The organism is Xenorhabdus szentirmaii DSM 16338 (genome assembly GCF_002632585.1).
GTDB classification, from domain to species: domain Bacteria; phylum Pseudomonadota; class Gammaproteobacteria; order Enterobacterales; family Enterobacteriaceae; genus Xenorhabdus; species Xenorhabdus szentirmaii.
On record NZ_NIBV01000068.1, the window covers coordinates 1 to 270 of the forward strand.

The following is a 270-nucleotide window of genomic DNA, read 5'->3' on the forward strand; positions in this document are numbered from 1 at the left end:
CCGGTGACTGGCAGGTCACGCTGAAGGTTGACGGCAAGACGCTGGGCAAAATCACCAACCATATAACCTTTACGTCATCGCTGGCAGATTTGGTCAATGACAAAACGTCGACGCTGACCATCAACCCCCGGACGCTGGAAGCCGGCACAGGTAAACTGGCCCACATTCAACTGATGCTGAAAGACAAGGATGACCAGCCGATGACAGGGAAGGCAAGTCACATTGCCTTTGAGGGCAGTCAACTCCCCGGCAGCGGCACTGATCCCGAGA

Annotated in this window: 1 protein-coding gene; it reads left to right on the forward strand. The window is 55.6% G+C overall.

What is annotated here, in order from left to right:
* The coding region (locus tag Xsze_RS22350; protein ID WP_169924464.1) for a hypothetical protein at positions 1-270 on the forward strand (270 nt) is incomplete at both ends.